20 protein-coding genes and 1 other annotated feature (1 of these 21 only partly in view) are annotated in these 24,523 nt (G+C 46.9%); of the genes, 4 read left to right on the top strand and 16 right to left on the bottom strand.

What is annotated here, in order from left to right:
- Positions 1-29: 29 nt before the first annotated feature.
- From ACE04G_RS25090 to ACE04G_RS25020, 15 genes are all read right to left on the bottom strand, one after another.
- Positions 30-1,001, bottom strand: coding sequence for an AAA family ATPase (locus ACE04G_RS25090; RefSeq protein ID WP_036613563.1), 972 nt, complete (start codon positions 999-1,001; stop codon positions 30-32).
- A 113-nt stretch (positions 1,002-1,114) separates the two neighbouring features.
- Positions 1,115-1,678 (bottom strand): ribonuclease FAU-1 family protein, encoded by a 564-nt coding sequence (locus ACE04G_RS25085; protein ID WP_062835000.1) that lies wholly within the window; start codon positions 1,676-1,678, stop codon positions 1,115-1,117.
- Positions 1,679-1,965: 287 nt separating this feature from the next.
- Positions 1,966-4,647 (bottom strand): PBP1A family penicillin-binding protein, encoded by a 2,682-nt coding sequence (locus tag ACE04G_RS25080; RefSeq protein ID WP_449003960.1) that lies wholly within the window; start codon positions 4,645-4,647, stop codon positions 1,966-1,968.
- Positions 4,648-4,818: 171 nt separating this feature from the next.
- The gene (hfq, locus tag ACE04G_RS25075) at positions 4,819-5,061 is read right to left on the bottom strand and encodes an RNA chaperone Hfq (protein WP_017687918.1); all 243 of its coding nucleotides are present in this window, start codon (positions 5,059-5,061) and stop codon (positions 4,819-4,821) included.
- A 373-nt stretch (positions 5,062-5,434) separates the two neighbouring features.
- Positions 5,435-6,403, bottom strand: a complete 969-nt coding sequence (gene miaA / locus ACE04G_RS25070; protein WP_449003959.1) for a tRNA (adenosine(37)-N6)-dimethylallyltransferase MiaA — start codon at positions 6,401-6,403, stop codon at positions 5,435-5,437.
- The gene (locus ACE04G_RS25065) at positions 6,384-7,169 is read right to left on the bottom strand and encodes a class I SAM-dependent methyltransferase (RefSeq protein WP_307411327.1); all 786 of its coding nucleotides are present in this window, start codon (positions 7,167-7,169) and stop codon (positions 6,384-6,386) included. Before ACE04G_RS25065 ends, miaA begins: the two co-directional genes overlap by 20 nt.
- Positions 7,170-7,186: 17 nt before the next feature.
- Complete coding sequence (mutL, locus tag ACE04G_RS25060; RefSeq protein WP_221821697.1) at positions 7,187-9,403, bottom strand: DNA mismatch repair endonuclease MutL; 2,217 nt, start codon at positions 9,401-9,403, stop codon at positions 7,187-7,189.
- Positions 9,404-9,424: 21 nt separating this feature from the next.
- Positions 9,425-12,226: a DNA mismatch repair protein MutS gene (gene mutS, locus ACE04G_RS25055; protein WP_221821699.1), complete on the bottom strand. Its 2,802-nt coding sequence runs from the start codon at positions 12,224-12,226 to the stop codon at positions 9,425-9,427.
- 385 nt (positions 12,227-12,611) lie between these two features.
- Positions 12,612-13,862 (bottom strand): putative amidoligase domain-containing protein, encoded by a 1,251-nt coding sequence (locus tag ACE04G_RS25050; protein WP_260632778.1) that lies wholly within the window; start codon positions 13,860-13,862, stop codon positions 12,612-12,614.
- 201 nt (positions 13,863-14,063) lie between these two features.
- A complete protein-coding gene (locus tag ACE04G_RS25045; RefSeq protein ID WP_017687912.1) occupies positions 14,064-14,624 on the bottom strand; it encodes an outer spore coat protein CotE in 561 nt (186 codons plus the stop codon).
- 75 nt (positions 14,625-14,699) lie between these two features.
- Positions 14,700-15,677: an aromatic acid exporter family protein gene (locus ACE04G_RS25040; protein ID WP_221821701.1), complete on the bottom strand. Its 978-nt coding sequence runs from the start codon at positions 15,675-15,677 to the stop codon at positions 14,700-14,702.
- A 346-nt stretch (positions 15,678-16,023) separates the two neighbouring features.
- On the bottom strand, positions 16,024-16,815 hold the full coding sequence (locus tag ACE04G_RS25035) for an ABC transporter permease (protein WP_370511416.1): 792 nt from the start codon (positions 16,813-16,815) through the stop codon (positions 16,024-16,026).
- Positions 16,816-16,853: 38 nt separating this feature from the next.
- A complete protein-coding gene (locus tag ACE04G_RS25030) occupies positions 16,854-17,648 on the bottom strand; it encodes an ABC transporter ATP-binding protein (protein WP_221821705.1) in 795 nt (264 codons plus the stop codon).
- 29 nt (positions 17,649-17,677) lie between these two features.
- Positions 17,678-18,682 (bottom strand): ABC transporter substrate-binding protein, encoded by a 1,005-nt coding sequence (locus ACE04G_RS25025; protein WP_221821707.1) that lies wholly within the window; start codon positions 18,680-18,682, stop codon positions 17,678-17,680.
- A 159-nt stretch (positions 18,683-18,841) separates the two neighbouring features.
- On the bottom strand, positions 18,842-20,356 hold the full coding sequence (locus tag ACE04G_RS25020) for a carboxypeptidase M32 (protein WP_221821709.1): 1,515 nt from the start codon (positions 20,354-20,356) through the stop codon (positions 18,842-18,844).
- A 349-nt stretch (positions 20,357-20,705) separates the two neighbouring features.
- Between ACE04G_RS25020 and ACE04G_RS25015 the strand changes: the two genes are divergently transcribed.
- The 4 genes from ACE04G_RS25015 to ACE04G_RS25000 all read left to right on the top strand — a co-directional run bounded on the left by ACE04G_RS25015 (position 20,706) and on the right by ACE04G_RS25000 (position 22,901).
- Positions 20,706-21,281 carry a beta-class carbonic anhydrase gene (locus ACE04G_RS25015; protein WP_036613541.1) on the top strand — a complete coding sequence of 192 codons (576 nt, stop codon included), beginning with the start codon at positions 20,706-20,708 and terminating at the stop codon, positions 21,279-21,281.
- A 173-nt stretch (positions 21,282-21,454) separates the two neighbouring features.
- A complete protein-coding gene (locus ACE04G_RS25010) occupies positions 21,455-22,021 on the top strand; it encodes a PadR family transcriptional regulator (protein WP_036613540.1) in 567 nt (188 codons plus the stop codon).
- Positions 22,022-22,119: 98 nt separating this feature from the next.
- Positions 22,120-22,617: a hypothetical protein gene (locus ACE04G_RS25005; protein WP_221821710.1), complete on the top strand. Its 498-nt coding sequence runs from the start codon at positions 22,120-22,122 to the stop codon at positions 22,615-22,617.
- A gap of 5 nt (positions 22,618-22,622) precedes the next feature.
- Positions 22,623-22,901 (top strand): YxcD family protein, encoded by a 279-nt coding sequence (locus ACE04G_RS25000; RefSeq protein WP_017687903.1) that lies wholly within the window; start codon positions 22,623-22,625, stop codon positions 22,899-22,901.
- Between the two features lie 156 nt (positions 22,902-23,057).
- Here ACE04G_RS25000 and tyrS read toward each other — a convergent pair whose 3' ends face one another.
- The gene (gene tyrS, locus ACE04G_RS24995) at positions 23,058-24,320 is read right to left on the bottom strand and encodes a tyrosine--tRNA ligase (protein WP_036672932.1); all 1,263 of its coding nucleotides are present in this window, start codon (positions 24,318-24,320) and stop codon (positions 23,058-23,060) included.
- Positions 24,321-24,436: 116 nt separating this feature from the next.
- Positions 24,437-24,523 (bottom strand) — a binding site (T-box leader); it runs 141 nt beyond the window's last position.

Genomic DNA, 24,523 nt, shown 5'->3' with positions numbered 1-24,523 from the left:
GCCGGCTGTTGTAAAAACTATATTATCGCTTACTTTCGCTCAAAGTTCAAATCCTCTGTACGGATTGTCATCAGCTCCAGTTTTCCTGGACTGCCTTCCGAATATTGTTCCAACAAACGAACCGCCTGATGCCTGATCGAACGCTCAATGGCATTACGAACGTATCTGGCGTTACTGAACGCATGCAGCGAATCATTTTTTTCCTGAAGCAAATGCTGCTTTAGTTTGAGTATGGTCTGAGGCATTAAAATATAATCACGCTCTTTGGCCATAATCTCAGAGATTTGAATCAACTGATCAATACTGTAGTCTGGAAACTCCACTTGAATGGGAAAGCGGGAAGGTAATCCAGGGTTCGTCTGAAGAAAAAAATCAATCTCATCTGAATAACCAGCCAATATGAGGATAAATTGGTTTTTATTATCTTCCATTGATTTTACAAGCGTATCAATGGCTTCCTTTCCAAAATCCTTCTCTCCACCGCGGGCCAAACTGTAAGCTTCGTCAATGAACAATATTCCACCGAGTGCCTTCTTGACCAGATCTCTTGTTTTCTGCGCCGTGTGACCAATATATTCTCCAACCAGATCCGCACGCTCTACTTCAATAAGATGCCCTTTACTTAACACACCCATCTTCTGAAAGAGTTTGGCAACGATTCTCGCAACGGTGGTCTTACCAGTCCCCGGATTGCCTTTGAAGATCATATGATACACGTGCGCACCACTAAGTAAACCTGCTTCAGTGCGCATCTGAGCAATCTGTAGGAAAGCATAAATCTCAAATACCAAGTCTTTGATATTTTCAAGTCCAACCAGTTGCTCCAGTTCACCCTGTATCTCCTGGAAGTGAGCATGTTTGGTTATACTCTTGGCTGCCTGTACTGCCGCTGCTTCATCTTTGACCAACATCTGAGGTTCCTGGTTACGCAACACAATATTAATTTGTCTGGATGGTCTGCCTCCTGGTTGCTCTCCTGCAGCCATGACCCGTCCGTTCATTCGCCATCACCTCTATTTTATCGGGCTGAACTCTCCTGATTATTAATGTATTCTATCAGGTGCTCCAATATTAGAAGGATCATGAAGAAGAATTCTACGGCGAAGTACATGCCTCAAATCTGAATGTTTTTTCGAAACTCTCCGTTCTCAAACAAACTCTGCCTATGCTTCAGCGATAACTGAAAGTATGGAAATACATGTGCATCAATGGCATGCAGCAGTTCCTTTGCCGTCTTGTTAGCCAAGTCATAATCACCTGTAGTAATATGCTTCCGTGACAATGCATCTTCAAGCTCATCTTCATCCAGCAAAAATACTTCTCCATCTTTCAGCACAACGACATCCAGATACAGGTCATCAAACCAAGGAACACCCTGATCGGTTATCCCCTGACTACGACATGTATCAATGTACCACTCTACAATCCGTTCCTGATCGTCAAACATCGCTGTAACAACAAAATGCTCTCCCTTCGGATAGTATTGCAGCCAGGAATACCCTTTATCTGCGATACAGAAGGTACTGCCTCCATAAGTTTTCCACAGAGGTTCTTTCAAATCCTGTATGGTGTACAACGTAATATAACCTGTGAAAATTTTGGATTGAACGAACCGGCATGTGAATTGTCGGTTCGTAATCCGGCGCCAGTTCGCGCGGTCCCCGAATTTCCGTTTCATACGAACCCCTCTTTGCCGACTACAGGTCCGTGACCTGCTCTGATGTTATTGGTGAACAATGTAATAACGTCCGCCTGATGGATTCCAGCGCTCTGGGCCCGCCCTTGCACAACGTATTACGAATAGTTACAGCTTACCATATTTAAGGTTTACACTCAAAATCAAGCTTTGTCCCACCTATTCATCAAATCAGCTTCCATTACAGTTGGTTCCGTATACCAAAAAACTGCTTCACCGGTTTTCCGGGAAGCAGTTTTTTCAATGTAGCTATTTAGTGATTCATTGGCTTAGCCGCCGGTTCCAGCTTGAGAATCTGCAGGTGCATCTGTCCCTCCAGTATCCCCACTTGTTCCGCTGTCCGGAGTTACTACCTCACCTGGCGTTGTTACGGCTCCATCATCGGAACCTTCACCGGTACCGCCCGGATCTGTTGTCCCCTGACCAGGCGGGGTCGTATTTCCTTCCCCAGGTTGACCGTTTCCTTGGCCAGCTCCGCCGTTGTTACCGTTGTTTCCGTTGTTACCATTGTTTCCGTTATTACCATTACCATTTCCGTTGTTGCCATTTTCATTCCCATTACCATTATTACCGTTCGAGTTGCCATTATCCGGTGAACCAATGTCCGGATTCTCTGTACCTGGCTGCTCAGGATCTATCTCTGTTCCAGGGTCTATACCAGGATCAGGTTCCTCCGGCGGCATTTCCTGCGCTTCAATCATCAAGGAAATGGTGTTGGAAGGATCCGTCTCAAGTCCTGATGCCAAGTCGTAAGCTGTCACATAGTACTCATAGGTTAGACCAGGCAATGCACTTAAATCTTGTGCATTGGTCGCTCCTATTGCATCAATGAGATGAGTGAACTGGGCTTCCGATGTTTCTTTCCGATAAATCCGATATTGCGTACTCGCGTCACCCGTTCCAGTCCAACTCAGGGAGACGGTTTGTGCATTTGGATCGTATGATCCACTCAGCCCACTAACGGACAGAGCCGGCTTTTCTGGTTCTTCTACTGGCGGAGGTGCCTGCCCTCCAGCTGGTGCTTTGAATTGCTTCACTGGAACGCCTTTTAAAGCATCTCCCATGACTTTGGCAAAGAAAGCTGCTGACAGCTTACTGCTGTTCTTAAGCATATGATTGGCATCCGGATTGTCATAGCCCATCCAGACTGCGGCAGTCCATTCTGGTGTGTATCCAACAAACCATACATCACGGTTGGCACTGTTGCCAGAGATACCACTTTGAACTGTTCCTGTTTTACCCGCTACCGGACGATCCAGACGTGCTGAACGTCCCGTACCGTCATTAACGACGTTCTGCAGCATCTGTGTAAGCTGATACGCATTTTGCTCACTCATGACACGCGTTGTGTCCGAGTTATCGTGTTTGTAGGTGGTTTTGCCTGCGTTATCCTTGATTTCCTTAATCGCATAGGCTTGTCGGTACTCTCCGAGGTTGGCAAATGCACTATAGGCTTGCGCCATTTCCAGTGTATTTGTACCTTTACTTAGACCACCGAGGGCAATCGCCAAGTTTTTGTCCTCATCTGTCAGCTGTATACCCACACTCTTGGCAAAATTAATGCCTGTGTTAACGCCTATTTTATCAAGCAGCCAAACCGCAGGAATATTTTCCGACTTCGTGATGGCATCCGTCATACTGATTGTTGAAGAATATCCATGCAAGTTACCAGGACAGTAGTTACCAAAACATTGCTTCGCATTACTCAGCGAGGAATTGGCACTGTAATTTCCTGATTCAAGCGCCGGTGCATAAGACACAATCGGTTTAAAAGCTGAACCTGGTTGTCTTCGACTCTGCGTTACACGGCTGTAGCCTTTGGTCTGATAATCCCGTCCACCCAGGAGGGCAACGAGGCTACCATTCTCATGGTTCATGATAACCATGGAGCCTTGGACCTGTTGATCGTCTTTACTTGCCTCGAACAGACTGTCATCTGTGAAGGCCGTTTCCATCGCTGTTTGAGCCTGAGCATCCATAGTTGTATAGATTTTGTATCCGCCGATATTCAGATCATCTTCCGTTTTGCCTGTTACACGTTCAGCTTCACGGAGCACATAATCAATAAAGGCTTGATATTTCTGGTCTTTCTCTGGTCGCTTGTAGTTATAGTTAACCTCTTTTGCTTCGTCCATCTCCGCCTTGGTAATGTAGCCTTGTTCATACATCAGCTGCAATACCACACCTCGACGTGCTTTTGAGTCGTTTGGATTGCTCACCGGATTATAGGCAGAAGGCCCTTTCGGCATAGCTGCCAATGTAGCAATTTGCCACAACTTCAACCTCTTGAGATCAGTAACTCCAAAGTAAAATTCAGATGCCGCTTTAATCCCGTAACGCTGATGTCCGAAGAAAATCCGGTTCAGATACATCGTCAGGATTTCGTCTTTTGTGTACTTGCGCTCTAATGCCATGGCAATCGATACTTCCGTTGCTTTACGAAAGAACGTTTTGTCACGGGACAAGAACATGTTCTTGGCAAGCTGTTGGGTTAGTGTACTACCACCTTCCACCATGGAACGAGCCATGACATCCTTAACGGCTGCACGCCCAATGGACCAGATATCCACGCCTTGATGATCGTAGAATCGCTTATCCTCCGTTGCAACAAAGGCTTGCTTCACCAGTTCAGGAATATCATCTTCTTTGACGGGTTCCAGCTTCTGAATGGATAGCTCCCCCATTAATTGGCCATTGCGATCATATACTTTTGAAGTTTCATTAATTGTGGTTTTGTCCTTGTTGGCTTTGAGCAGATTTTCACCACTCACCATAATAAATAAATATCCGCCAAGTGCACAGAATATGGCGATTGCCATCGTGAAAAACAGTGTCCATCCAACGCGTTTACCCGTAATTTTTTTCTTTTTAGAGGTCTTTGGCTTCGCTTTTTTGGGTGACTTGTTATTGTTGTTGCGATTGTTAGACCTCGACAACGGATCGTTTGGCATGTTAACCTCCTGACTCCCTTTCGGTTGCATAATTTCTATTCGTCTATAGGCTCAGGCATATATTAAACATATTTTGCCCGGAATGAAAAGAACAACCCTTTATTCAGGTTGCTCTGTTTCAATACCTATACTTGTAGACGAAATGGTTGGTGAAAAGGTTTCGTAATTTTTTTAAGCTTCGCCGCTGTTATCTTGCTGCATCAGCGATACGCTGCGTTGCGGCGTGAACGTGGAGATGGCATGCTTGTAGACCATTTGCTGGCGTCCGTCGCTGTCAATGACGATCGTAAAATTGTCAAATGCCTTGATCGTCCCGCGGATTTGGAAGCCGTTGGTCAGATAGACCGTAGCAGGAATATTTTCTTTCCGCAGTTGGTTCAAGAACGTATCTTGGATGTTGATGGACTTGTTCATTAGCCGTACCCCCATTGGTTCATTTGAATTCGTGTTCAAGTAATATTCAATATCGCTGAGTAGCTTTCGTGCTATTATATCATGAACAGTTTCATATAATCCACAAAAACCCCTTGTCTGCTATTTTACCCCCATTCTTGGCGAGGTGAAAAAATAGAAGACTTACCCATTATACACCGCTTGTCTGTTTTGCAAAAGAGGGACTAAATCTTCATTTTAAAGCACGTTTATTCGTTGTTTAGCGAATGCTCAATCTCTACCATCTGTTCTAGTGATAAGTAAAAACCTCTATCCTTTTGATAACTAAAAGGTAGAGGTTTACATATCTTGATCTAATCGATGCATGTCAGAAGAATACTAATAATCGCTCAAATCAATCAAATTTTCGTGTAATCAATTCACTTATCTGCTTGTATTTCCCTTCCAAATCCTGGGTATCCGTCATGTCCACCCATTCAATATCCTTCATATGGCGGAACCAGGAAAGCTGCCGTTTGGCAAACCGACGTGTATCCCTCTTCAACCACTCAACCGCAGCTTCCCAACTCACTTCCCCTTGCAGGAACGCTGCAATCTCCTTATACCCCAGTCCTTGCATGGAAATATGACCTCTGGCCACTCCGCGTTCCAACAGGGACTTCACTTCATCCACCAGACCTTGTTCGATCATCAGATCAATCCGCTCTTCTACCCGGGCGTACAACTTCTGCCGATCCATTGTCAAACCAACAATAAGAAGGTCATAAGGCGACTCTTTCTTCTGTACTGCCAGCTGATCAGACCACTTCTCGCCTGTGAGATGATGGATCTCAAGCGCACGTACAATTCGCCGCTGGTCATTCGGATGCAGACGATCCGCACTAACGGGGTCAACTTCCCTCAATCGATCATGTAGGGCCTGTGCTCCGTGTTGCTCCGCATAGCTGAATTGTTCCTCTCTGAACGCTTCATCTGAACCACTATCCGAAAATTGGAAGCCGTAACATACTGATTCCACATATAGACCGGTGCCACCTACAATAAAAGGCATTTTACCACGTTCGTGGATTTCACTAATCAATCGTGTGCAACTCTCCTGAAACTCGGCCACAGAATACGGATACTCCGGTTCATGGATATCAATGAGATGATGGGGTACACCCTTCATTTCTTCAGAGGTAATCTTGGCAGTTCCGATATCCATTTCACGATATACCTGCATCGAATCGCCTGAGATAATCTCACAATTGAAAGCTTGGGCAAGCTCGATGCTCATTCTTGTTTTGCCTACTGCTGTTGGTCCAACCAGCACAAGTAGTTTAGGTTTTGGTTTAGGTTTTGGTTTAACTTCCACTTTCAACATTAATCACTCCGTACAGGGTTTTTGCATTCGCCCGATCAAGTATTTCAAATCCGAGCCTGTCAAACTCCGCGCTGCCGCGCTTTTCTTTCATGACTACCCGTTTACGGGCGACACGTTTTGCTTCCATAATGCTCTGTTCATCCAGCGCGTGAGCATTTGCATAATCTCGTAAGGGCTGTATAGCACTTGAATCCATCATCGGTTCCCGGAACATGGGGTCAAAATATACGGTATCACAGCTTCGATCCGGCATGGACCGCAGTAACTCAAGATGATCCACATGCCGCAGATCTATGCGCCGGAAAGCCTCATCCACCAAGGGCTGGTTGCTTTTATAATGGGACATGCCCTCCAGCAGCAGGGTATAGAGCGGTTGAGAACTTTCACAGGCGATGACTTGTCCACTCTTCCCAGCTGCCACCGAAAATACCAGCGCGTCTGAACCGAGTCCAGCGGTGCAATCAACAATGGTGTCTCCTTCGAGTACCGCACCAGCTTCCAGCATGGGATCGGCTTCCCCTCTTAGAACACGTTTAGCGCGAACAAATCCCATACTGGGGTGAAACTCAAGCTCCGTTGCATCCTTGCGAAACAAGCGTGCTCTGCCATTGAGCACGACCAGTATTTCGTTGATACCATAATGTTCAATCAGTTTGGGTAAAGACGTTCTATTGCGCGGTACGTAGGTACCTCCTGTCGTTTCGGCGAGCTTACGCGCACGCTCCACCTGAGAGGCAATCTCCTTGTCACCGGTTGTAATGTACATAATGTCCCCCTAAATAGCTACATCACTCGTTTAAATAATTTTTCCAGATCATACGTTGAAAATGAAACCACAATCGGCCGCCCATGTGGACAAGTGTAGGGCTGACGACATGAACCCAGACGCTGAATTAACACTTCTGCTTCCTGATCCGTCAGCTTCTGGTTCGCTTTGATGGACGCCTTGCAGGAGCACATAATGGATGCAGCTTCTCGCATCTTGGCCACATCTATGCTGCGTTCACTAAGAACCCACTCGGACATTTCTTCGATAATGTCTTTCTCGTCCCCTTTGGGGAACCAGAACGGGTGGGAACGCACACGAAACGTCTGTCCACCGAAATGCTCCAAATATACACCCGCCTGCTCGAACCAGGCCAGTCTTGTTTTCAGCTTTTCCGTCTCCGAAGGTGTAAATTCGAGCGTAATAGGCAGCAGTAACTCTTGTGAGGCCTGGGCAGGGTTACCAAACTTCTCGTAATAGTATTCATAATTCACGCGTTCATGAGCAGCATGCTGATCAATCAAATATAAACCTTGGTCATTTTGCGCGATCAAATACGTACCATGATGCTGTCCGATCAGACTCAGCTCCGGAAATGCGGGCATGGATGCATCTGATTTAATGGCAGCAGCAAGTTTAGTGGCATCAGGCAGACCTGAAGTTTTCCACGTCCGTTCACTTCTCGGAACTGAAGACGGATTATACGATGAACGTGCTTCCCTAACCGGTGAATTTACGGAATCGGAACGATACGTAGCTGGTTTGCCTTCAGCCAGCGGTTTTTCTATTGCTACACGACCTCCACCATCTTGAGAAGACAGGTCAGTTTTGGGAAAAGCCTCGGTAGAACTAGCACTTACATCCTTAGTACCTTCCTGCACGTCAGCGGATGTCTGCACCCCGTCATGACTAGCAATCTTCTGCAAAATATCTCTGTTCCAACTTTCTAACTGCTCCGGGGGGAGTGTAATCTCAGGTGGAGCTTCGGGTAATGGCACTGAGTGACCCTGTTCAGATACCGGCTGTCCTGTGGCCACATCCGCCGGAGCATCCAAATCCAGATCATCATCTTCCGTAGTCAACTTCAGCGATGCACTAGCAGGTTTCCCGAGTGGACCTTGTTGTCCATATCCTTCTGCATCAGATGCATCTTTCAGCGGACCACGTGGAAAGAGGAATTGCTCCTGAATAAAGGAGCTATCGTCCCCACGTCGAATCTGCTGTTTTTTGACCTGTGGAATCAATACCTCCTGCCGGAGTATCCCCCGCAACGTCGTCTCTATGAATTCATATAGTTCTGGTTCCTTGCTGAAGCGAACCTCCAACTTGGCCGGATGCACGTTCACATCCACGAGAGAGGGGTGCATCTCCAACTGCACCACGACAAGTGGGAAGCGATTGATGGGCAGCAAGGTATGGTAGGCTTTGAGAATCGCCTGATTGAGACCGTAATTGCGAACAAATCGCCCATTAACAATCGTCGACATACCACCACGGTTCGCTCGTGTCCATTCTGGCAGGCTGATCAGCCCACTCACCCGGTAATCCAGACTTTCTCCCTGAATGGGAAGCATCGCTTTGGCAGCACTTGTACCATAGATCGCTGCAACCACTTGCAGCAGATCACCGTTGCCCAACGTCTGAAGCAACACATTCTCATTATGGCGCAGTCGGAACGAAATGTTTGGATGAGACATCGCCATCCGGTATAGGACATCTGATATATGTCCCAGTTCCGTCTGGATCGTTTTCATATATTTGAGTCTGGCTGGTGTATTGTAAAATAGTTCTCTCACTGCAAAATCTGTACCTTGGGGTGAGGTTGCATCTTCATGAGAGACAAGGTTCCCGCCTTCAATCACGATGCGGCGCCCCCGCCCATCATTGTCACTTGCCGACAGTACCTCTACCTTGGATACTGCAGCAATACTCGCCAAGGCTTCTCCACGGAATCCAAGACTTGTGATCTGGAACAGATCTCGGCCATGGGCTATTTTGCTGGTCGCATGACGATAAAAGGCCGTTTCCATATCCTCTGGCTCGATACCTGAACCATTGTCTTTGACACGAATACTGAGGAGTCCGCCCTCTTCCACCGTCACTTCAATCTTGGTGGCGCCTGCATCCACCGAGTTTTCGAGCAACTCCTTGACAACTGAAGCAGGCCGTTCGACCACTTCACCCGCCGCGATCTGGTTGGCAATATGTTCATCAAGCACATGTATTTTCGCCACAGGTTTTCCCCTCCCTTATACTCAGGATAATTGCTGTGCCTTCAATTTGAGATCATTCAATATCTGCATCGCCTGAAGAGGCGTCATATTCATGACATCGATATCTTTCATCGTACGGATGAATTCTCGCGCTGGTTTATCCACCGCAACTACATCCGGTTTCGTTGCCACATTCGGCTCATCATCCCCAAAGATGGACAGTTGAACCACATCCGATTGGCTTGCACTGGACTGTCCTTTGCTGTTTGATTTCTTGGTATGTTGCTTCCCGGCCGACTCTTCAATAGAAGGTGTGTACTCTGCACTCTCCACAATCTCGTGTTCCCGGATCAATGGTGCTGAATCCGTGTGTTGAAATTCTACACCTTTTACATTCAGGCCTGTTTCCTGCTTTTCGCTTCCGATATATTCACTGCCCACAGCTACTTGCGCGGCCGCATGTTCGAACCCATGCAAAAGTCCATTCGCCCGCTCAATAATGCTATCAGGCAGACCTGCAAGGCGTGCACAATAGATACCATAACTGCTGCTGGCTGCCCCGGCAATCAATTTGCGCAGGAAATTAACTTTGTCACCGCTCTCTTGTACCGCCATCGAGTAGTTGGCCAGCTTGTCCAGACTCTCCTCCAGATGAGCTAGCTCATGGAAATGAGTTGATACAAGAGCTTTACAGCCGATAATATCGTGTACATATTCAATAACAGACTGAGCAATGGCCATACCTTCACTGGTCGACGTTCCCCGTCCCAATTCATCGATAATAATCAGACTGCGTGGTGTGGCTTTGTCCGTCATGACCTGAATGTCGGCCATCTCCACCATGAATGTGCTTTGTCCGCCAATGAGATCATCCGCGGCACCTATCCGTGTGAAAATACGATCCATTATCGGCACTTCCGCCTGACCTGCAGGTACAAAACAACCCACTTGCGCCAAAATGGAGATTAAAGCGACCTGTCGCATATACGTACTCTTACCAGCCATATTTGGACCGGTAATCAGCAGAATACGTGCCTCTTCCTTGGTCATTGCCGTGTGATTGGCAATAAATGCGCCATCTCGCATGACCGCCTCAACGACCGGATGGCGTCCTTCTTCCACAACCAGATCATAACCGTCGGTCAACGTAGGACGTACAAAGTTTCGCTCAGCACTAATCACCGCAAAAGATTGATACACATCAATTTCGGCTACCTGTTCGGCCAGCTTCTGCAATCTTGCAATCTCATTGTTCAGCCGCTCGCGCAGCTCTGCGAACAGTCCATACTCAATATCAACCATTTTGTCCTGAGCTTCGAGAATCAGCGTCTCTTTTTCCTTCAACTCCTGCGTAATGTAACGTTCTGCATTGGCAAGTGTCTGTTTACGTTCATAACGTCCCTCTGGCAACGCGGACAGATTGGACTTGGTGATCTCGATATAATAACCAAACACTTTGTTATATCCAATCTTCAGTGATCGAATGCCTGTCGCCTCACGCTCTCTCGCTTCCAGCTCCGCAATCCATTGTTTCCCGTTAACCGAAGCCTCACGCAATTCATCCAGACGTTCATGGTACCCTTCACGAATCAGGCCACCGTCCCTTACCGATACCGGCGGCTCGTCCACAATAGCTTGCCCGATGGCTTCACGCAGATCATTGCAATCATCCATCGTTTCGGCAATATGCTGCAATGTTGCGGAAGATGATCCTGCGCAATGTTGACGAAGTCCTGGAATTTTCTCCAGCGATGACTTGAGCGCATTCAGGTCACGACCATTGGCATTGCCAAACGCAATCCGACCTACCAAACGCTCCAGATCGTAGATGTCTTTGAGTTCTGCCCGCAGGTCTTCACGCAATATAAACTGGTTGTATAGCGTATCCACTGCTTCAAGACGCTCATTAATCTTCCCTTTTTGCAACAATGGCTTATCAACCCAGCGGCGCAGCATTCTTGCACCCATGGACGTCTCGGTACGATCAAGCAACCAGAGTAATGAACCTTTTTTGGAGCGTTCACGCACGGTTTCCACCAATTCCAGGTTCCGGCGGGTAAACGGGTCCAAGATCATATAATGATCTGGTTCATACGTTGAGATTTGTGTTAATTGTCCCAGAGAACGTTTCTGTGTCTCACTCAGATAGGAGAAAAGACGTGCAATGCACGCTTGACGTTCAGGCTCTAATCTTGCCCACACAGCCTCGCCAAACTGCTGACGGACCAAATCTTCCTTATTCTTTGTCCAGGACGTGTAGACCACAGGGCGACCGATTGGAGACGCCTCGGCTTCTACCGTTTCAAGCAGCGCTGCATCCCCCACCAGCTCCGATGGTTCGTAGATGCCGATTTCATCTTTAAGCCATTCCTTGGAATAGGGCACCGATGTCACATACAACTCACCCGTTGACAGATCACAGGCCGCCAGCGCCAACGTATTTTGATTACCTGTAAGACAGACCATGTAGTTGTTGGACTTATCCCCCAGCGTTTTGCCTTCCATCACCGTTCCGGGTGTAACCACACGTACAATTTCACGTCGTACCATGCCTTTCGTTACACTTGCATCTTCCATCTGTTCACATATCGCAACTTTATATCCTTTTTCAATCAGACGCTGTATGTAATTGTCAGCCGAATGATAAGGTACACCGCACATCGGAATTTTATCATCCGTGCCTCCGTTACGTGCAGTCAGCGTGATCTCTAGTTCACGGGAAGCATTAATTGCATCCTCAAAGAACAGTTCATAGAAGTCACCCAGTCTAAAAAATAGAAAAGCATCCTGTGCTTCGGCCTTCACTTGCAAATATTGTTGAATCATTGGCGTATACTGAGCCATGATGAATATCCTCCATCCCGTTCCTATAATGTCAGGAAGAAACGCGTCCTGGAAGGACAATAAGACGGTCAGGCACTGTGTTTGCGCCTCCGCCTTATGTGTTGGCTATTCGCCACTTCCTTCAAGGGTTGCTGCTCCATATCTTCCGTAGCTATCATTTAAAAAGGTTGTTCAAAAAGTCCGCTTTTGATTACGAAAAATGCCTAGTGGCATCATCAGCGTCGAATATGGCATTCAGCCGAAATGTCCGTTGCTCACGTAGTTTTCCTACGCTCCGCTACTCCATTTCTAGCTTCATCCCATCTTCTCGGTACTGAAAACCGTTCTTTTTGAACACGTACTTAAACAGACTTGTTTCTTATTATATCAAAAAAACGTCCGTACTTCATGAACCTGCCCGAATATTCCAGAGTTTGCGAATATCGCGGCTCTCATCCCATGTTCTTCCCAGTTTTAATTGAAGTATCAACGGAGACGCATACCGTTCATAACGTGCATATCCATCCAACCTCTTCAGATCATCTACGAGAGCTGGAATGTGTTCCTTGATCACTTCCCGCTTTCCTTCATAAAAAGCGGCATGAACCTCAGCTTTTGCCAACGGACGCTGCCGTAATTGAGTATACTCGCTCGCGATCAGACCTGCCAAGGCCACAACACCTTTCGCAACAAGGGGTGACACAAGAAAGCTGGGTAACGTACGATACTCAAACCCACCATAGGATTTCAGACGAAAATCACCAAGTGCTCCATAACGGGGCCGTCTTCCTGATCCACGGGGGTCTTGAAGAAATGCCAGTGGCAATGCCAGATAATTGTCCAGTGCACGAAGCAGTTCCCCGGTAAGATTCACCCCGCTAAAATGAATATGACCACCCAAAGGTAACCCCCGTTGTGGCATCCCTCCTGCCTGCCAGATGAGCGAGTGATCACTGATGCTGCGGGAAGCTGCTGCGAACGCCCTCATCAGATGGGCCAGCAGTTCTCGTGGTTCGGAGCTGGGAGCCGGTCTCAGTTCGGCAACCGGATATATGCGCCGTCCACCAATCGTCACGGAATCACAGCCTGCCATTCCGGTACGTTCAAGAAATTTGGAGGCGGGTACGATTTTAGATTCTGGCATCTGAACCAGAAGGAACTCGGGGTCCATGCCGAGTATTGGAATGGGTCTGTGACTCACTTCCTCATCCAGCAGCTCCTGATGCTGCTTCCAGCTTTCCCTATAGGTAGCAGCAAGGTTGGTCACCCCTTTCCAGGGACACGGGTCGATCGAAATCACTGCACATCCGCCATTCTCTGAAGATTCCATTCGAACAGCTCCATGATCCAGTCCTAGCGTATACAGCGTTTTGATCGCAAGTCGTTCTATGCGCTTGAACAAGGTTGAACTCGCTTCACGCTCCAACAGAGTTTCCTGTGCTCCTCCCATACCACTAGTATCCTTGCGCTTGATCCGGATTGCCTGCAGACAACTTATCTCTACGTCATAACGTACACGCAAGCCTGGTTCACGTTTGCGCCGATCGTGCAGTGACAGTACTTCAATGCCTGCCTGTTTCAACCGTTCTGCACGTTCTCCAGAAGTCATCCTTTCATATCGGCGCAGCGCTTCCTCCGCTTGTTCCATCACATTCATCACGTCCCCCCTCCCGGATCATGCAACTAAAATAAAAATAACCCCGCAATGCGGAGCCTTCCCGTGAAAGGTATTCCAGGCACATTGCGAGGCTCGTTACCACCCATTTTTCAATATTTAAGAAGAAAGAGGGCTTACGCCCTCTTCACCGCGCCTTCTGGCGCATATGATACCTTAGGTTATCAAATACAGGCGTCAAACTCACAGCTCATCGTCGAGCAGATCCGGATCGAGATCGTCATAATCTCCATCGGCACTGCCAAAGTCATAGTCCTTGTCTTCGTAGTCACCGCAACCATCTGTGCAGACCTTCACACAAACTTTGGTTTCGGCAACGAGTTCCACAGCGAATTCCCGTTCTACCCGGATAATTACACTGCTTCCACCTGCTGATACTGTGGCTTCCACACAGCTAGGTTCCTGCGTTGCATCCGCAGATACCTCCACTGTGGAAGTCCGGTGTTTCGGGTCCAGATAGGACAAAGGCACATGTTCTACATACGAGACCGTTTCTTTGGCTACATCCGTCTGAGAATTCTTGTCGTAGGAATACCAAATGTTGATATCGTAAGTACCAATAACTTCAATTCCGTCACCCGCTGATACGGCTTCATATTGGTGGTTGATAATCCAAGCCCCCAAAATACTTGTCGGACCATTTGGCGGAGTCACGGTATGTGTTACGGTAGAGAACTTACGACCTTTGCCGCAGATCGCCTTCGTGATAATCTCTCTACATTGATGTTTATGACTCAATGACATCTTTAAACCTCCTCCATACAATCATTCACTACAAGTGTATGCAGGGCATTCGTCTAGGGTGACAACTATTTTCTATTATTCGTTTGTAGATTGGGACCGGTCCGAGATTGGGGACGGCGCTTTGTCCTTCTTCGCGACTTTCAGATACAGCGCGAGTTCACGGCACAGCTGGAGAATTGCAGAACGAATCTCGAATTCTTCCCTTGTATCCGGCAGCTCCATACGTTTGAATTCTTCTTGCACATCCGCAAGAAGTTTTTCAGTTCGTCCGGTGTAGGATTCAGTAAGTACATCCTGACTAAGCTGATCGAACAGCTCCGATACCATTTCCGCATGAGGCATCTTCTGATAGATCTGGGACACCAGATGCATCATGTGCTGAATAGAGTCCAACTGCGTTTTGCGCATATAGAAGTAGACACTCCATTCCTCATTCGGATGAATCACCTGATTCTCCAGAGAACGCTTGGCCGCATCGATACCGCCAAGGATCGCTTGATCTGCTTCAATCAGCTCTCTCCCCGCCCATGCTTCATTGGGATTACGCAGCGTGGCAGCAAATTCCTTGAAAATTTTCGAGAAAAGTTCATCAATTCGTTTGCGAATGCGCAGCATCTGTGGATCTGCTGCCGGCATATAGGCCAGGTTAACCGCCATTGCGGAACCAAGACCAATTAACAGCAAAGCAATTTGTACGAGGATGACATGCATGTCCATCTCCCCGCCGCCGAACACCCGAAACACCACAACTGAACCTGTAACAATACCTTCTTTGAAGCCTACCCGGACAATAGCCGGGAATGCGATCAATATGTATACCGCCAGCACCCAATAATGGAAGCCTAGAAAGTGAAAAAGTACACTTGCAAATAAAAGTCCAACTACGGAAGCAAAGAACCGCGCCGATATGGTGCGAATACTTCGTTTTCTCGTTACATCCACGCCAAGAATGGCAAGCAATCCCGCTGATGTTGGCCCCGGCAAGCGACACCAGTCTGCAATCAATACGGCCATTAATGCGGCGATTGCAGTTTTAATTACTCTAAAACCCATTTAACATTCCATCTCCTCTAAGCTGCAAAAAAATTCTTAGCCAGCTCGTCGCCTCTTTCATTATCAGGACTAGTATGTCTCATCCAAAAGTAAACTAGACGACATCAACCGACATGCGCATGCATGCCGGTCACAGCAACACGCCCCGAATGAGGGACGCTGGCAAGTTAGATCGTTGCGACAGAACCTCAAGGCCCTCTTCTCCAATCATCGCATTCATTCCGGATCTGCGCGGCATAATCATACTAAATATGGTACTTGATTTTACGGTATCGGGCAACGTGACACCCATTGTGAAATTGTATAAATATCATCCCCGGTCACATTACGAGTAAAACACTCCGAATCACCTGCGGCCAGCCAGCATTTTGCGTTCTGCATAGACAACAAGTTGGTACATGGCTGTTGCAACTGCCGCAATAATTAACAGACTTGATAATACAAGCGTGAAGTTGAATACCTGGAATCCGTAGATAATCAGATAACCGAGCCCTTGTTTGGCGACCAGAAACTCACCTACAATTACACCAACCCAAGCCATGCCAACGTTCACTTTCAAGGTCGATACAATCGCCGGAAAAGAAGCAGGTAATACAACTTTCGTAAAAATCTCGGAACGGTCTCCACCAAACGTACGAATAACTTTAATATAATTGGGATCCACTTCATTGAAGCTGTTATACACGACCAATGTCGTGATAATGACCGTGATGGACAATGTGGTCATAACAATCGCTGTAAAACCCGCGCCGAACATCACAATAAAGATTGGGCCAAGTGCTACCTTTGGCATACTGTTGAACACAACCATATAGGGGTCCAACACTTTGGACAAAAAAGGAGACCACCAAATTAAAACCGCAAGCAAGGTTCCCACCAGTGTTCCCAGTAAAAAACCAACTGCCGTTTCCCCTACGGTTACCCCAACATGTGCCCACAACTCGCCACTAGCGATGTCCTTGCCAATCTGGGCAAAAACCTTACTCGGATAACTGAATAATAGTACATCAATCCAACGGAGTCTGCCTGCCACTTCCCATAGCAAAAACATACATACTAACATAGATAACTGTACGGCAAGCACTTGATGTCGCCATCTGGCCACCTGCTGAATATGATTCCGATGCAGCTGCCCCATCCATTCGTCACGCTTTTCCTGCTTCGGATTCATTGGATTCACGCGTCTTCCTCACCTCCCCCGGGCTGATCCAGTTCACTCCATAACGCCTGAAACAACGCATTGAATCCTTCTTGCTCCCTGGCATGAAACGGCTGAGCCTTCCGAATTCCATCGGGGATAATAAACTCACGACGGATACGGCCGGGATTACGATCAAGCACAATGACGCGGTCACTAACCGCAATGGCTTCAGACAAATCATGGGTGACGAGAACAGATGTTTTGCCAAACTGTTTTAACGTGTCCGAGACCAGATCCTCCAATTGCAGCTTGGTTTGATAATCAAGTGCGGAGAATGGTTCATCCAACAATAAAATCCCTGGGTCGGTTGCGAGCGTGCGCACCAGGGCTACTCGCTGTCTCATGCCTCCTGAAAGCTCTGAAGGGTACTGATTCTCCGTTCCGGCCAACCCCATACTTACCAGCAGTTCCCGTACACGCTCACGGCTCCGTTCATCCATTCTGCCTGTCAGTTCAAGACCAATCAATGCATTATCCAGAATAGTCCGCCATGGAAACAGATAGTCCTGTTGAAGCATATAACCAATCTGTGCTGAAGGGCCGCCAACGAGTTTGCCTTTAACCTTAACCTCTCCTCGGGTGGGTGTGAGCAGCCCGGCGATGATCGACAACAATGTCGTTTTACCGCATCCACTCGGTCCAACCAGACTGACGAACTCTCCTTTTTGGATCTCCAGACTCAAGTCCTCAATCACCAAGGAAGCTTCCCGCTCGCTGACGTATACTTGAGAGATCCCCTCCAGTCGGATCACACTTTCGGATTCAGGCATTCTGCTCACTTCCTTTCCTGAATACCCCATTACTTTGATTTCGTAGCTTCTTCCGCATAGGCATTATCCACAATAGCATTCAAATCCACGCGTTCTTTCAACTCTCCGGCGGAACTCATGACATCAAGCAGATTGTTCCACTCTTCCTCATCAATGATCGGATCCGTTGCATAGCTGCCCTGTTCCTTATAACGGTTCACACTGCTTACCAAAATGGTTGGATCGATGTCTTTGAAAAAAGGAGAAATGACTTCAGCAATCTCTTCAGCCGTATGGGAATCCACCCATGCCTGCGCTTTGTGTAGACCATTCGTAAACTTCTGTACGATATCCTTATTGTCGTTAAGATAACTCTGTTTCGTCATGAAGCCGGTGTAAGGCAGAAGACCACTTTCTGTTCCAAAAGATGCAACAACCTTGCCCCGACCTTCTTGTTCAAAGATCGATGCCTGGGGTTCAAACAGTTGAACATAATCTCCCGTGCCTGAGGCAAAAGCAGACGCAATGTTGGCAAAATCCACATTTTGAATCAGCTCCAGATCACTTTGCGGATCAATGCCATGTTTGTTCAGTGCGAACTCCCCTGCCATTTGCGGCATGCCGCCTTTGCGTTGACCGAGAAATGTGGAATCCCTCAGTTGCTCCCAATCGAAGCTATCTTCTGTGTTACGAGCGAACAGAAATGTACCATCCGTCTGGGTGAGCTGGGCAAAATTAATGACCGGATCTTCCGCCCCCTGCTGATAGACGTATATGGACGTCTCTGCTCCTACCAGTGCGATATCCACCGAACCTGCGAGTAATGCCGCCATCGTTTTGTCACCACCAGCAGTCGTTTGGATATCCACCTCAAGTCCCTGCTCCTCAAAAAAACCTTGAGCCACAGCCACATATTCCGGTGCGTAAAATACCGAACGAGTCACTTCGCCAATCGTAATCTTGGCTTCATTCTCTTCCTTATTACAGCTGGTGAGCGCCACAATGATAATCAGCAGAATAACGATGCCCCGGACGAACCATGGCGTGTATTTCATGTTGTTTCCCTCCTTCACTGGTTTCAGCAGTTTCTCTCTATTATGGATATGCCGATGCCCAACAAAAGGTTAAGAACTTAAATGCAAAAAAGAGCCGGGCAATAATGCCCGACTCTTCAGCTCTTCGAAATGTTATTCAATATGGTATATATGGGATACCTACAGCTTGTAAATCTCGGCGTATTTGGCTTCCAGATAATCGGCCAGATAATCCGGGTTCAATTCTTCACCCGTTACGGCAACAATCAATTCGGAAGGTGTGCGACTTCTACCATACTGGTAGATCTTGTCTGTAAGCCATTCCTTAATTGGAATCAGATTACCTTCGGCAATGAAGGTATCAAATTCCGGCATTTCCTTGCGCAATGTATGTAGAATTTGAGCTGCATACATATTACCCAGAGAATACGAAGCAAAGTAACCAAAGTCACCACCAGACCAGTGAACATCCTGAAGAACGCCGTCTCCATCATTCGTTGGCATAATACCGAGGTATTCCTTGTATTTTGCATTCCAGGTCTCCGGCAGGTCTTTCACTTCCAGACCATCGTTGAATAACATTTTCTCAATCTCATATCGGATAATAATATGCAGGTTATAGGTCAGTTCATCCGCTTCAATCCGAATGAGTGAACTCTCCACCCGGTTGATTGCACGATAGAAATCTTCCAGTTCAACCTCGCTCAGTTGCGGGAAATGCTGCTGCAAATCTTTGTAATAACGTGTCCAGAATGGCAGGCTGCGACCAATCATGTTTTCCCAAAGACGGGACTGGGACTCATGAATCCCCATGGACGTTCCTTCGGCAAGTAGGGTACCCGCCAGACTGTCATCAATATTTTGCTCGTACAGGGCATGTCCGCCCTCATGCAGTGAACTGAAGACTGCGCTTGCTACATCATCTTGCAGATAATGTGTTGTGATCCGCACATCACCCGGGTTAAGACCCGTTGCAAAAGGATGAACACTCTCGTCCAATCGTCCAGCTTCAAAGTCATAGCCCATTTGTTCCAGGATGAACAGACTGAATTTTTCCTGCTGTTTGGTGTCAAACAACTGATTCAGGAACGCTGTATTGGGCTTGTTTTCTGAAGCATTAATCTTCTCTTGTAGAGGCACCAAACGTGCTTTGAGGCGGGCGAACACAGCATCCACTTTCTCAACCGTCAGATCCGGTTCATACATATCAAGCAGCGTATCATAACGTGTATCCTTCACACCCCAATAATCAATAAACTCCTGTTTGAGCTTAACGATATCTGTCAGATATGGGGAGAACCCTGCAAAATCACTGTTATGCTTGGCATCTTCCCATGCAGTTTCGGACTTGGCCGTGAGCACGGTATAGGCTTGTACTTTCTCAGGTGGTACAGACTGACTGCGATCATATTCTTTCTTGCAATCTTCAACCAGACGACGATCTATATCTTCGAGCTGTTCCAATACTGCTGGAGTCGTTAATGCATCCAGGTAAGTCTTCATGTCAGCCGAGGTTTGCAGCTTGAATGCTTCGGTGGACAACATACCCAGCGTCTCCGAACGAGTCGGAACGCCTTTTTTCGGCGCACCTGTGCGCAGATCCCAGTGAAGCAAACCAATGGCTTCATGATAGCTCTTAATTTTACGAGCCAGATTACGGAAGGATTCCAAATGTTCCTGTGTTTGTTTATCCATTGTTATCGTTCACCTCTTCAAAAAAAATGTTATACCCTATTGATGATACTTTTTGCATTGCGTATAATCAACTTTTAACAGATGAAAATTGCATTGTTCTCCTTAAGATACGTGTTCAAAAAGTCTGATTTTCATTACCGAGAAGATAGAAATGGCGTTCAACTTCGATGCTGATGATGCCCTCAGGCATGATTCGTAATCAAAAGTGGACTTTTTGAACAACCTCTAAAGGGTTGGAGTAATGCCATCTGCTGACCGTGAAATACTATTAAAGCAAAGGCGCGTAGGACAAGCTGCATCATATGCAAGTGGCCGTGCTCGTCGTATTGGATAACAGGAGGCAATGGACATGAACAACATTCAAGAGATTTTGACTTACAACAAATCATTTGTCGAGACCAAAGAATACGAAAAGTATACGGCTGGCAAGTTTCCAACCAAAAAGATGGTTATCATCACTTGTATGGATACACGTCTGGTGGAATTGCTGCCCAAGGCTATGAACTTGAAAAACGGCGATGTGAAAATCATCAAAAACGCAGGCGCAATTATCTCTCAGCCTTTCGGGAGTGTAATGCGTAGTGTACTTGTCGCCATCTATGAATTGGGTGCAGATGAAGTCCTGGTAGTGGGACATACGGAATGTGGTATGGCTTCCCTTCACGCTGAGACCATGATTGGACATATGGTAGAGCGTGGTGTATCGGAAGAAGTCATGACTACTCTGGAGAATTCGGGCATCCGTTTACAAAAATGGTTGCGTGGGTTTGACAGCGTTGAAGAAGGGGTAAAACATACTGTGGAAGTGATCAAAAAGCATCCATTACTTCCTCCCAATGTACCCGTCCACGGCATGGTTATCGATTCTGCCACAGGTGAGCTTGATCTTGTCGCTGAGGGGTATGGACAACAGGCATCTCTCTAAATGGTTTGGAGTGCGGACCTTATGGTTCGCACTTTTTTTGTCTAAATTAAGGCAGTTGTTCTGTCAGGTTGTCAAACCATACAGTTTCAGTGTACACTTTTTATGAAAGCGGTCAAAGAAAGTAAAAACGATTGTTCTCTCTGACCTAGCCCTAATATTAAGGAGACATGTGCATGAACATACTTTCCTACGGATTGCTCGGGCTGCTCACCCGCGAGGAGTCATCGGGCTATGATCTGATGCTGAAAATCCAGCCACATTGGCAGGCGAAACACAGCCAGATCTACCCACTCCTGTCCAAGATGGAAAACGATGAGTTATTGGCCTCCCGCTGGGTACAACAGTCTGACAAACCGGACAAGAAAATGTACGCAGTTACGGAAAAAGGCATTGAAAAGCTCTTGGAATGGATGATTACTCCTGTTACCGCACCTGTTACACGCGATGAATTTAATTTGCGTATTTTGTGTGTTGGCATAGCGGAAGACGGAAGCATGAGACGCATTCTTAACGAGCGTAAAAGCTGGTTTATGGAACGCATACGTTATTTCGAGGATCTGAAGTCACGTATACCTCAGGATAATCTTCGTGTAGGCAACCGAGACTTTGGAAGCTACATCCTGGTACAAAAAGGGTTGATGCACGCACAAACAGGCCTGGAATGGTGTCATTGGGTTACCCAATTGCTTGATGGCCAAGCTGCAATTCAAGACCCAAGTCCAAGCGTTTCAGAAATTTAATAAAATTTGAAACGTTGCTGCAAGTTGACCGTATTACATGAGTAAGGTCCATTTTTGGGCGATTCAAACAAATTAATCGGGGGGTTACGATCTTTACAATGAAGAAAAAATTCGGAGTTAAACATCTAATGATGGTATTTATGGCCTTTACATTATTGTTCGCAACAGTGGGAGTAGCGAATCCGGATTCTGCAGATGCAAGACGCGGTGGCGGATTCAAATCCGGTACAAAAAGTTATAGCAATACACCTAAGAAATCCGACAGCAATGTAAGCAAATCGAATACGAATAACAATTCCAGCAATGGAGCAGCTACAACGAACCGTGGCGGATTCTTCGGCGGTGGCGGCGGATTCATGAAAGGCATGATGCTTGGTGGTCTTGCTGGTATGATGTTTGGCGGATTGTTCGGTGGCATGGGCGCTCTGGGTAACATCCTTGGATTGCTCGTGAACGTTGCAGCAATTATGTTGATTGTTATGCTGGCTATGGCACTCTTCAGAGCCATCTCCAATCGTCGCAAACCTGCAGCGGATGGTCGTTATGACCGTCGCAATGATCGTGATGATGACCATAACAGAAATGGACGGTACTAATCTCTATGGTTCTGAGCATGGATGAAATTGTGAATGCAATCTGTATTCATATGGCAGAACGTAAAGGTGTACGTCCAACCGATGTGAATGTAGAACTGAGTTGGGAAGAAGATACAGGTTATTCCGCTGAAGTTTGGATTCAAGGCCGTAGTCAATATCTGGTGGAGTCCAATATGATTGAAGCGATTCTTCGTTACCTGCACAGTGAATACAACATCCGGGCGTACCGTGAGAATGTACGACTTGATCTGGATGAAGAAATCACAGCGATCGTTAATCAATAAGATAGGTCACTCACTGGCCTGATATACGAAAGGCCGCCTCCCCTCTGTCGCCTGACAGAGATGGAAGGCGGTCTTTTTGTTTCTGTATTTGTAGCTCTATTTGTGCGTCTATTGTAGTCTCTATACGTCTCTGTGTTACGTTCTAATTCTTGGAAACTACGATTGAAGTTTAACCAGGCTGTAGTTCTTCTTACCTTTACGGATAATGATGAATTTACCGCCAATGGCATGCTCTGCCGACACTGTGAATTCAAGCTCCGTGATTTTCTCACCGTTCATGGAGATCGCGCCTTTAGTGACATCCTCACGCGCCTGGCGTTTGGATGGCTCCAACCCCAGATCTACGAGCCAGTCGACGATATTTTTCGCTTCCCCGTCCGTTTCGAATGTTGGCATTTCCTTGAAACCCTGCTCGATTTCATCTGCTGTCAGGGAACGGATATCACCACTGAACAGCGCCGCTGTAATACGCTTAGCCTGTTCGAGCATTTCTTCGCCGTGAACGAATTTTGTCATTTCTTCCGCGAGTGCTTTCTGTGCTTCACGTCTGTGCGGCTCTGTCTCTACCTTTTCAGCCAAAGCTTCGATTTGTTCTTTGCTGAGGAAAGTAAAGTATTTCAAGTATTTAATGACATCACGGTCATCTGTATTCGCCCAGAACTGGTAGAACTCAAATGGTGTTGTTTTGTTCGGGTCAAGCCAGATTGCGCCGCCAGCTGTTTTACCAAATTTGGTACCGTCGGATTTGAGCATGAGTGGAATGGTCAGACCGTACGCCTTCGCTTCAGATCCTTCTTTTTTACGAATCAGATCAAGACCACTTGTGATGTTACCCCATTGATCCGAACCACCGATTTGAAGCTGTACATCTTCGTTCTGGAACAGGTGCAGGTAGTCGAGTGATTGAAGGATCTGGTAGGAAAACTCGGTGAACGAGATTCCGCCTTCCAATCTGCTCGCAACCACATCCTTAGCCAACATTGTGTTAAGGTTAAAGTTTTTGCCGTAGTCACGCAAGAATTCAATCACATTGATTTTGTGTGTCCAATCGTAGTTGTTCACCATGCGAACCTGATTATCACCGTCTGTTACGAACAACTTCTTCATCTGCGCTGTCAGTGCATCCACATTCTCCTGCACTTGCTCCATCGTTTGCAAAGAACGCTCAGCCTGCCGACCACTTGGATCACCAATCGTTCCTGTAGCTCCACCAATCAGAATGACTGGACGGTGTCCTGCCAGTTGAAAACGTTTCAGCATCATGAATGGAATGAGATGTCCGATATGCATGCTGTCCCCCGTAGGGTCAACGCCGCAGTACAATGAGATTGATTTGGTTTCGGTCAACTCACGCAGTCCCTCTGCATCTGTCTGCTGGTTAATGGCGTCACGCCACTGTAGTTCATCAATAATATTCATGTGTATAACCCCTTTTCTATCCTCAAGATTCAGTCATGATCTACGTTAAAATACGAAATTACACGCTGGAACGGCTTTTTTGGACACAAAAAAATCGCCTCCTTGTCTTCATTAGACACAGGGACGATTATCATAACCGTGGTACCACCCAAATTGCATGGACAACACGTGAGCTTAACACGTTATCCATACCACTTTTGGCA

This window comes from Paenibacillus sp. AGC31 (genome assembly GCF_057334655.1).
Note: the sequence above shows the minus strand (reverse complement) of the source record. Positions and strands in the feature narration are given on the sequence as shown.

Coding starts and splice junctions, on each gene's coding strand:
- ACE04G_RS25090 (WP_036613563.1), bottom strand. CDS start 1,001: ATGAACGGACGGGTCATGGCTGCAGGAGAGCAACCAGGAGGCAGACCA.
- ACE04G_RS25085 (WP_062835000.1), bottom strand. CDS start 1,678: ATGAAACGGAAATTCGGGGACCGCGCGAACTGGCGCCGGATTACGAAC.
- ACE04G_RS25080 (WP_449003960.1), bottom strand. CDS start 4,647: ATGCCAAACGATCCGTTGTCGAGGTCTAACAATCGCAACAACAATAAC.
- hfq (WP_017687918.1), bottom strand. CDS start 5,061: ATGAACAAGTCCATCAACATCCAAGATACGTTCTTGAACCAACTGCGG.
- miaA (WP_449003959.1), bottom strand. CDS start 6,403: ATGTTGAAAGTGGAAGTTAAACCAAAACCTAAACCAAAACCTAAACTA.
- ACE04G_RS25065 (WP_307411327.1), bottom strand. CDS start 7,169: ATGTACATTACAACCGGTGACAAGGAGATTGCCTCTCAGGTGGAGCGT.
- mutS (WP_221821699.1), bottom strand. CDS start 12,226: ATGGCTCAGTATACGCCAATGATTCAACAATATTTGCAAGTGAAGGCC.
- ACE04G_RS25050 (WP_260632778.1), bottom strand. CDS start 13,862: ATGAATGTGATGGAACAAGCGGAGGAAGCGCTGCGCCGATATGAAAGG.
- ACE04G_RS25045 (WP_017687912.1), bottom strand. CDS start 14,624: ATGTCATTGAGTCATAAACATCAATGTAGAGAGATTATCACGAAGGCG.
- ACE04G_RS25040 (WP_221821701.1), bottom strand. CDS start 15,677: ATGGGTTTTAGAGTAATTAAAACTGCAATCGCCGCATTAATGGCCGTA.
- ACE04G_RS25035 (WP_370511416.1), bottom strand. CDS start 16,815: ATGGGGCAGCTGCATCGGAATCATATTCAGCAGGTGGCCAGATGGCGA.
- ACE04G_RS25030 (WP_221821705.1), bottom strand. CDS start 17,648: ATGCCTGAATCCGAAAGTGTGATCCGACTGGAGGGGATCTCTCAAGTA.
- ACE04G_RS25025 (WP_221821707.1), bottom strand. CDS start 18,682: ATGAAATACACGCCATGGTTCGTCCGGGGCATCGTTATTCTGCTGATT.
- ACE04G_RS25020 (WP_221821709.1), bottom strand. CDS start 20,356: ATGGATAAACAAACACAGGAACATTTGGAATCCTTCCGTAATCTGGCT.
- ACE04G_RS25015 (WP_036613541.1), top strand. CDS start 20,706: ATGAACAACATTCAAGAGATTTTGACTTACAACAAATCATTTGTCGAG.
- ACE04G_RS25010 (WP_036613540.1), top strand. CDS start 21,455: ATGAACATACTTTCCTACGGATTGCTCGGGCTGCTCACCCGCGAGGAG.
- ACE04G_RS25005 (WP_221821710.1), top strand. CDS start 22,120: ATGAAGAAAAAATTCGGAGTTAAACATCTAATGATGGTATTTATGGCC.
- ACE04G_RS25000 (WP_017687903.1), top strand. CDS start 22,623: ATGGTTCTGAGCATGGATGAAATTGTGAATGCAATCTGTATTCATATG.
- tyrS (WP_036672932.1), bottom strand. CDS start 24,320: ATGAATATTATTGATGAACTACAGTGGCGTGACGCCATTAACCAGCAG.